Source organism: Vibrio sp. 1078-1 (assembly GCF_033340475.1).
Window position 1 is genome coordinate 1 of the sequence record NZ_JAWOWM010000433.1, and the last position, 660, is coordinate 660.

Genomic DNA, 660 nt, shown 5'->3' on the forward strand with positions numbered 1-660 from the left:
CAGCATTAAAAACAAACAAAGTTGTGACCATCACGCTAAACCCTGCGCTTGATCTAACAGGCTCGCTCGACGCGCTAAAGGTAGGTTCAGTCAGCCTTGTTGAACAAAGTAGCCTTCACGCGGCAGGCAAAGGCGTTAACGTTGCAAAAGTGCTGAGCGACCTTGGCGCCGAGGTTACAGTGACCGGCTTTTTGGGTAAAGACAACCCAGAGCTGTTCCATCAACTTTTCACCGAAATTGGCGTAAAAAACGAGTTTGTTGAAGTTGAAGGCGCAACACGCATCAACGTAAAACTGGTTGAAGCCGACGGCCAAGTGAGTGACATCAACTTTCCTGGCGTTCAAGTAACGGCAGAAGAAATTGCGCGTTTTGAAGAGACACTTTTCCGCCTTGCAGACACTCACGACTATTTCGTTCTAGCTGGCAGCTTACCGGGCGGTATAACCGCTGAGCAATGCGCAGCATGGATTGAAAAACTGCATCAACAAGGCAAAAAAGTATTGTTCGACAGCAGCAAAGCCGCTCTACGTGCAGGTATTGATGCTCATCCGTGGCTTATTAAACCAAATGATGAAGAGCTGAGTGACTTTGTCGGTGAGCACCTAGAAACGCCAGAACAGTGCCAAGTGGCAGCACAAACCCTCAGCAACAAAGGCATCG

1 protein-coding gene is annotated in these 660 nt (G+C 48.8%); it reads left to right on the forward strand.

The genetic code is table 11. The features are described 5' to 3' along the window. Positions 1-660, forward strand: a 660-nt coding sequence (locus R7190_RS28035; protein ID WP_318137944.1) for a 1-phosphofructokinase family hexose kinase, incomplete at both ends; no start/stop codon positions are given.